Origin of the sequence: Kaistella sp., assembly GCF_032060305.1 — a bacterium.
Classification (GTDB): Bacteria; Bacteroidota; Bacteroidia; order Flavobacteriales; family Weeksellaceae; genus Kaistella; species Kaistella yananensis.
The window spans coordinates 14359-15729 of the sequence record NZ_DAMBHK010000059.1; the positions used below are offsets into that span (position 1 = coordinate 14359).

General features: G+C 37.3%; 1 protein-coding gene. It reads right to left on the reverse strand.

Going from position 1 to position 1371, the window contains the following annotated elements; genetic code table 11:
• A partial coding sequence (locus V5N63_RS08865) for an AMP-dependent synthetase/ligase (RefSeq protein ID WP_332033658.1) occupies positions 1-1022 on the reverse strand: 1022 nt, incomplete at its 3' end.
• Between the last annotated feature and the right edge of the window lie 349 nt (positions 1023-1371).

The following is a 1371-nucleotide window of genomic DNA, read 5'->3' on the forward strand; positions in this document are numbered from 1 at the left end:
GAGACTAACGTGATGATGTTTCCACCCAAACCTTCTCTCCATTTAGAGAATACCAGTTTATCCGCAATCATCTCCATTAATCCGGATGGTTTACCAATATTCTGCTTGGCCTTGTTTACTCCAAGAGCCCAAAGGAAGATTTTAGATTTCATTCCGCCGGCGCTGGTTCCTTTATCGTAAATCTTGTCGTAAACTTTCTCGATCAGTCTTGGTACTACAGACATGATGTGCGGTTTCACCTCTTTAATGTTGTCGCCCATTTTATCAATGCTTTCAGCAAAATACACAGAATAGCCATTATACTGATAAAGATAGAAGAGCATTCTCTCGAAAATATGACAGATCGGGAGGAAACTTAAAATTCTGATCTCGGTATTCTGAAGACCTTTAACCCGTGGAATTCTGGGGTCTGAAGCCAGTACATTTGCCACAATATTGTGGTGGGTAAGCATTACGCCTTTTGGTTTTCCGGTAGTTCCGGACGTATAGATAATCGTTGCCAAATCTTCAGTATTGATGCTGTTGCTGAGATCAGCTACCTCGCTTTGGGTTGCTTCATCGCTGCCCAGATCCAAAATTTCATTCCAGTTGGCTGCACCATCTACCTGATCAAATGTAAAAACACCTTTCAATGAAGACACATTGGGTTTAATTTTATTCACTTTATCCAGCAGTTCGCGGTCTGACACAAAACAGTACTGTACATCTGCATTATTAAAAATAAATTCGTAATCTTCGGGCGAAATCGTAGGATAAACCGGCACCGAGACTGCCCCGATCTGAGAAATTCCGAAATCCATTACTGCCCATTCTGTACGGGTTGCTGTCGTAATGAGGGCGATTTTGTCACTTGGTTTAATTCCCAGTTTCAGTAATCCGCGGGATATTTTATTTCCCTGGTCAACAAATTCTTTTGTTGAAATTTTTTGCCATTCCCCATGGTATTTTGTGATAAACATATCGTCCTGAGGATAGTTTTCCAAAGCATGGCGCGCAAAATCGAAAATCCTTTTTATTGTCATATTTTTTTTGTTTAATGAGTATTTCTGGTAATGTTACGGATAAATAATATTGATTATCGTAAAAATATCATTTTTATTTCAAACAGACAATATTCTGTTAATTGTTACAAGTTTTCTACAAAATAAACATTATTCCCGGCATATAGAATTGTAATCTCATTTATTCATGAATAATTTAAACCACGGGATTTTAGTTTTTTTAATTTTTAGAAAAATTGTAGATTTACAGGCAAACAATTTATATACTTTATGGACTTTAATTTATCTGAAGAACAGTTAATGATTCAGCAGGCTGCAAGAGATTTTGCCAACACAGAACTTTTGCCCGGCGTAATAGAAAGAGATAATG